The sequence below is a fragment of the Limosilactobacillus coleohominis genome (assembly GCF_016901675.1).
Classification (GTDB): Bacteria; Bacillota; Bacilli; order Lactobacillales; family Lactobacillaceae; genus Limosilactobacillus; species Limosilactobacillus intestinavium.
Window position 1 is genome coordinate 1 of the sequence record NZ_JACJKU010000077.1, and the last position, 6,853, is coordinate 6,853.

The window sequence follows — 6,853 nt, forward strand, 5'->3', positions numbered from 1 at the left end:
TATCGTAAGGCCTTCTACCAAGAGATATCACAGCTCCATCAACCAATAATCAATTGGTCAGTATTATTTATTTGAGTCCAGTGGCTAACTTATTCTTGAAATTTAGGTCATCCGTTTGTATGCAATCAATTAGCATTTGTACGCAAACAACCTATTACAGACGTTAATTACTAAGTTTTACTAACACGGATGTTATTATCCTAGCATTGCCCCTCTACCCTAAAATGTTTATAGGGCTTGCGTAAAAGCTAACGGCAATGTGTGCGCTCTTGCTGTCAGCAGATACGGGGGCGGGGTAAATTAAAACGGCAACCATCCGCGCTATTGGTTATTTTTTTAATTTATGTTGCACTTGAATTGTAAATTCTCAGTATGATCGTAAATGTGCTCAACTTCTTTATTGGCTTTGTTGTATGCCTGTCTTAGCTTTGTTTCCATCATGATTATCTTATCTTCCTATTCAATATACGTTTCTGGTCCTCTGATATCTTTAAGTATTCTATTGAGAAGCCCCAGTTCTTCCTCATTTCGGTTAAGACTTCTAGCAGCTCATCAAAACTACAATTAGGCATATCCACCAGATTATACGATCTTGTCAAAGTTCGAGGCCGTCTTATCCAAAAGAACATATTATACCCGTCAGTTGGGCTGTAATAGTTCAAGGTTATCCAATATCTAGTTCTCGGCATATTCTTAAAGTAATGCTTTATTCGTTCGTCAATCTGCTTTATAATTTTCCTCTTCTCACGTTGGTCCATTGGCAACACCTTCGCACTTGTGATTTACAGTAATAATGATAATATACGAACCTATGTTCGTCAATAGTCAAAAACAAAAGCCCCAAAAGATAGGTTCTACACCAAATGGTGTTGGTTAGAGATTTACTATCTCTATACCAATGCCGTTTTTTAGTTGAAAACAAAAAAAACAGAGGTTAACCTCTGTTACAATGAAATCGCCAAAAACACATTGAAAGAAGGTGAGCGTCTTTGGCGGATTTACTTCTCTCTGCAGTTTTGAGTCTTTTTGTCTCAGTAATACTGCCATCTGGCCAAACCTTCACACTCATAGCTGTTCCAGTCATAGAACCATTTTGAATAGCTGATTTAGAAATTGCTTTTACAAAATAATAGCCATCTGGAGACTGTTCTCCAGTATCAGATGTTAAACATCCCCATTGCCAATCTCCGTTATTGTCACCATATTTAGCCTCCGCGGCAGCAATAGCCTCATCCCCATTAGAAATAGATTTAGTTGTATTAGCTGATTGGCTACTACTATTTGAATTAGCGCTATTATTGCTTTGCTCTTTTCTTAGTGATTCATTTTCAGCTTTTAATGAAGCGTTAGTTTTAGCCTGATTGTTATTTGAACCACATGAGGCTAAGCATAATCCTAATAGTAAGACACTTAAAATTGCTATTCCTTTTTCATATTAGTTATTCCCATCTTTCAATTATTGCCCACCATAATCTTGTTGAGTAGTCTCATTATTGGCAGGAATAGTAGCACTACTAACAGAACTACTTGCCTCTTCGGTATTTGACCGTTGACTCAATTCATTTGTTGAATGACCAGTGGCATCATGAGACCCTTTATTCAATCCGGCAGACTGACTTTGAGTCCTCGCATTATCATTTTTTGTCGATTGAGTATTCGTATTACTGGTTTGTGTTGATTGAGTAGTATTTTGATTCTGCAAATTACTTTGATAACTCTTTAAAATATCATCAATGCCATTTCTTTGTTCCTCGATAATTTTAAACAATTTAGCCTTAGAATACGTTTTATGACCGTTTCCAGATCCCATATGGTCACCCTCAACATCATCATAAGTAACTTCGACATTATCTTTATTGACTGTCATAGTGGTCGAATGAGCACCAAAATCTATTGAATATGTATTATCTTTTCGCGACCAATGCATATTATTAATGTTATCTCGCAGGTCCTTAGCATTTTGTCCTTGAAGTTTCAAATAAGCTGCTAAAGCGTATTCTTGATCGTTAAACTTATTTATGTCTGGACGAGAACCTGCTTTAAGGCTTGCATTTTCAGCCTTTAATGATGAATTTTCTTTATCCTGACTACTATTACTACCACAAGCAGTTAAACTTAGCCCAGCTAATAATATAAATGACATAGTAAGTATCTTCTTCATGAGTTAGGCCTCTTAATCTAATCCAGTTTCAAATTTAGTAGTAATGGTATTATTTTTAGCATTATAAGTATATGTTCCAATCATATTAGCTACTTCTCCATCAGGAGAATCCTTACGCAGTTCAACATCATAAGTACCATCACCATTATTAGTTACCAAGGTATTATATCCTGGTGCTGTATCACCCTTATAAGCTTTAACTCGTTGTGCTACTTCCTCATTAGATAAACTTGCTGGATCCTCATGAGAGCTAGAATTACTTGTAGTATTATTCTGATCACTTGACGACTTTAAAGATGCATTTTCTGCTTTCAAGGAACTGTTTTCTTGCTTCTGCTTTTTTTCCTTTAAGCTAGAATTTTCAGCCTTTAATGATGAATTTTCTTTGGCTTGTTTACTATTCCCACAACCTACTAAGCTGATCCCTATCAATAAAACGCCTAAAATTGATAATCCTTTTTTCACATTAATTACTCTCCCATATTATTATTTATGAATTAATCTAGTTATTATTCTAACACTAATCGGCATGATACTTTACTTATAATCAAATAAAGGACACCAGAACTTAATCTAGTGCCCTTTACCTGGTTACATTTTTAGTTTTTTAAACTAATTTTCATTATATCATAATTTATAAAATAGTGATTTTATAAGGTTAAGTATTAGATACATCATGTCTAGGATTTCATTATTTTTCGTCTTTAGTTAGCTCCTCGTACATCTTAAATAAGTGTTGAACTATCTCCTGCTCCGTAGCATTAGTTGACAATCCGTATGCTTTAAGAACGGCTTTATCATTAGCTTCGTGTGCTTTACGGAGTTCAACTGGCATCGTCAGTGGGTCATATAGATCAGCTAGTGAACTATCTGGATAAAGTTTCCGTACATCAAGAATTGCTTGTGCAGTTTCCGAAATCTTTTGTTTTCGTTCATTATCCACTTCAGGCCAAGGGAAGTTGTTATATACAAACGTATTTGAATATCTAAAGTCACTTTTTATTCTTCCGCAAATTACTCTAGTCCACGCCATATGAACACTGGAAGTTGCAATTCCAAAAGTAAACATATTAGCATTTGGGATCATGAAACACGCATTGCTTGCAATAATATCCTTATCGACATAGCCAATTGGTATATAATTACGTCTTTCAGAAGAGTGAATTGGCAATAATAAATAATCATCCTTTGGCTGCCTAATACTTGTAAACAACCAAGGAGTATCAGCAGTTGCATGTGCCTGCTTTTGCTTACTCTTCAGTCTATACTTTCTAACCTTTATTAGGGCTGACTCTAAATCTTTATTATGGGACATCTCTTTAGGAGAAGCGTCCACTAGCCAGAAACAATATCTAGATTTGCCATTAATATAGTCAGAGGCGCTTACATATTTATGAACATATTTTGCCATGTCTGGGTATTCACGTTTAAATTCTACCGCTTGTTTTTCATCAATAATGAGGTTGTTTCCCTCTCTTGGTTCACTCCCATATATCATTAATGGAGCTATGCCAGATAAAGGTTTGGACCTTTTCTTTATGAACACATTACTACCATCAGTTAAATATGGCGTAATATTATTAACTTTTTTAGATATATCTTCGCCATAAATGAATTTATCTTCTTCAACTCCTTCATAGGAAAAACCAATTATGACCACATGTACCTGCGCCTGGTTTTTAGCCTCGTTATTCCATTTAAATGTCCGATACGCAAAAGTTATATTAAGTCCATCTAAATTAATTAACTTTTTCCAAACTAATGGAACTTGTTCTCCTTGTGTAATGGAATTAGTGGAGACAAAAGCACAATGAATTGTCGTATTTTTCATATATTCAATTGCTTTGAAATACCATGCTATAACATAATCTACAGACTTTGACGGAATATTTAAAGCCTGCATATCGTCTTTTTGTGATTGTTCTTGTTGCTTATATCCCACAAACGGAGGATTCCCCATAATGTAGTTCAGCTCATAAGGCTTTACAATATCTTCCCAATTCATACGTAGGGCATTACCTTCGTAAATAGAATCATTGCTATCCAATGGAAGAAAGTCTTCCTTACTAAAGATAATGTTTTGAGATTCGTCCCACATTTGACTTTCGGCTATCCACATGGCCGTCCGTGCAACTGATACGGCAAAGTCATTAATTTCAATGCCATAATAGTTTTGAATCTTTACTTTAACCCTAATATCAGAATCCAAGTTTAATGCCGAGTTATTACCAACAATGATACGCAGGCATTTATTCTCTATTTTACGAAGAGAAAGGTATGTTTCTGTGAGAAAGTTACCAGATCCACAGGCTGGATCAAAAAACTTTAATTTCGCTAGTTTATCTTGAAACTCTTTAGCAGATACTACTCGATCTCTTGCATTCGGAATGTTCTGAATCTTGTCAAACTCATCGTTAAGATCATTCAAGAATAACGGGTCAATTACCTTATGAATGTTCTCAATACTGGTATAGTGCATACCACCTTAACGACGAGTGTCGGGATTTAATGTTGATTCAAATACCGCTCCAAATATTGTTGGTGAAATATTGGCCCAATTAAACCCTTTTCCAGCCTCATTGACAACCAGATCTTTAAGCTCATCAGTAAATTGTGGAATAATAACATTTTCGTCAGCAAACATTCCACCATTCACATACTTAAACTGCTTGTAATCGTCTGCAAGGAAGGGGTCACGCTTATCTTCGGGAGTGTTTAATACCTTAAATAGCTGCATTAGAATCTGTCGAATGTTTGAAGGTTCTTGACGTTCGATAAACTTTTGGAATATATTTTCGTCACCAAGAATCCCCGTATCGTCAGCATAAAGAAGGAATACCAGCCTAACAATTAACATATTAAGACTCTTCTGAATTGATTCGTCTTTTAAATCAGCGTGTAATGAATAGGCATTGGAAAGCTCATGATAAATCTTACTTACTAGCACACCAGCATCAATTGATAGTTTCTTTTCATCAATGATCTGTTGTGCGCTTGTATCAACCAAGAAATCTAGTGCTTTATAGTTAGTAGCTAAGTCCTTTAACATGATTACCTTTGGCTCTGATAAAGGCTTGTTCATGTCGTGAATATCAATTTCTAAGAAATTAGAAACCACTATCCACCGAGGATATTCGTTTTGAGGTAAGAAGTTAGCATACCGTTTTGCCTGTTCATATGGAGTTAGCATATCTCCACCAGACTGAAGTATCTGCTTATTGAGGTCTTTTACATGGCTACCTTTCATTTCCCACATAACCTTAGTAGAAGGAATGTAACCATCAATTCGACGTGTAGTTGGTTTGCCGTCAGCCTTTACCTGTACGTCTTTTTCGTATTCAATATATTGAGTTGGTTGTTCAATTCCACAAACACGACGTAACAAGTCATCAATGAATGGTTGTCTGTTGGCGTCTTCCTTAATTTCACCTTTGCCAGTCCATTCCTTAACAAACTCTTGAATTAGCTGCCGTCTTGTCTTATGTGTCTGGTTCCGAGTATTACCTTTTGTTCCATAAAAGGTTTGCGTGCTACTTTTTGCCATTATTCTTTCCTTTCCTTGGATCTTTTCGACCTGTAATGGATTCCATTCCCCTTGTAGTAACTACCCATTGTTTACCGAATTTTCTAATTGTTCCTGGTGGAAAATGGTCACGCCCTTCACGCATATGGACTCTAACATAACCTTCGGATAACCCCCATATCTCTCCAGCTTCTCTAGCCGACATGATATTAGGATTGTCCAGATTCGGGTCCTTGTCAAACTCTTTTGTCACTGTCCTACCCTTTCATCTTATTATTACGTCTTTAATTTTACTACCGATATCGGGTCAGAAAAGAAAAAAATAAAAACCTGAATTATACATATCTTTTCCTAAACCTTAACGAGAATGCTGCTACACCATAGTTTTATACCGCCACTGGACCACAAGTATTTGATTTGAAAAGCGCTTTCACAACTGTTATAGTATTAGTGTAACCAATGGTTATGAAGAGGAGGTTCATTATGACAATTTGCAATTATGACTTTCCAAAATCAAAAGCACAGCTCAATCAACTGATTGCCGATATCAGCCAATTAAAGGTCAACGTTCAACAAACACACTGGTATATGCGCGGTGAAGACTTCTTCCGTCTCCATCCACTGATGGACGAATATAGCGATCAACTAAGCGAACAGCTCGATCAAATTGCAGAACGCTTGATTGCTCTAAACGGTAGTCCACTGGCAACAACTCACGAATTCATTGAAAATACTGGCCTACCAGATGATAAAGTCGCTTTTGATCAATTAACGATGACTGAATTCATGCAACGGCTAGTTGATCAATTCAAGTACCTACGTGACCAATACCAAAAAGGAATCGAAGTTACTGACGAAGAAAAAGACTTCCCAACTCAAGATATGCTTAATGGCTTCAAGGATGAAACCGATAAAAATATTTGGATGATCAGTGCTTATCTAGGCATAGCACCATTCGCTGACTAATATAAAAGACCATATTGCTATAAACGAGTAGCAATATGGTCTTTTTCTTATGCGGCGAATTTACAATTGAAATGCAACACGAAGTAAAAAAATAAACCCATAGCGGGGTAGAATTAGTTTAACGACCAAGTCAAATAATTCGAGGTAACCCGTTATGAGCTATATCCATCTTACTATAAAAGAACGAGAAATGCTTATGTTTT

The 6,853-nt window shown here is 36.1% G+C and carries 4 protein-coding genes and 1 pseudogene; 1 reads left to right on the plus strand and 4 read right to left on the minus strand.

From position 1 onward, the window contains the following. Positions 1-1,456: 1,456 nt before the first annotated feature. The 4 genes and pseudogenes from H5975_RS06900 to H5975_RS06915 all read right to left on the minus strand — a co-directional run bounded on the left by H5975_RS06900 (position 1,457) and on the right by H5975_RS06915 (position 5,889). Positions 1,457-2,161 carry a hypothetical protein gene (locus H5975_RS06900; RefSeq protein ID WP_204785428.1) on the minus strand — a complete coding sequence of 235 codons (705 nt, stop codon included), beginning with the start codon at positions 2,159-2,161 and terminating at the stop codon, positions 1,457-1,459. A 12-nt stretch (positions 2,162-2,173) separates the two neighbouring features. Continuing rightward, a complete protein-coding gene (locus tag H5975_RS06905) occupies positions 2,174-2,626 on the minus strand; it encodes a hypothetical protein (RefSeq protein ID WP_204785429.1) in 453 nt (150 codons plus the stop codon). A gap of 226 nt (positions 2,627-2,852) precedes the next feature. Continuing rightward, positions 2,853-5,705: pseudogene (locus H5975_RS09280) on the minus strand (DNA methyltransferase). Next, positions 5,692-5,889 carry a helix-turn-helix domain-containing protein gene (locus tag H5975_RS06915; protein ID WP_204785430.1) on the minus strand — a complete coding sequence of 66 codons (198 nt, stop codon included), beginning with the start codon at positions 5,887-5,889 and terminating at the stop codon, positions 5,692-5,694. Before H5975_RS06915 ends, H5975_RS09280 begins: the two are co-directional and overlap by 14 nt. Positions 5,890-6,167: 278 nt before the next feature. Between H5975_RS06915 and H5975_RS06920 the strand changes: the two genes are divergently transcribed. Then, a complete protein-coding gene (locus H5975_RS06920; RefSeq protein ID WP_204785431.1) occupies positions 6,168-6,650 on the plus strand; it encodes a Dps family protein in 483 nt (160 codons plus the stop codon). Positions 6,651-6,853: the final 203 nt, after the last annotated feature.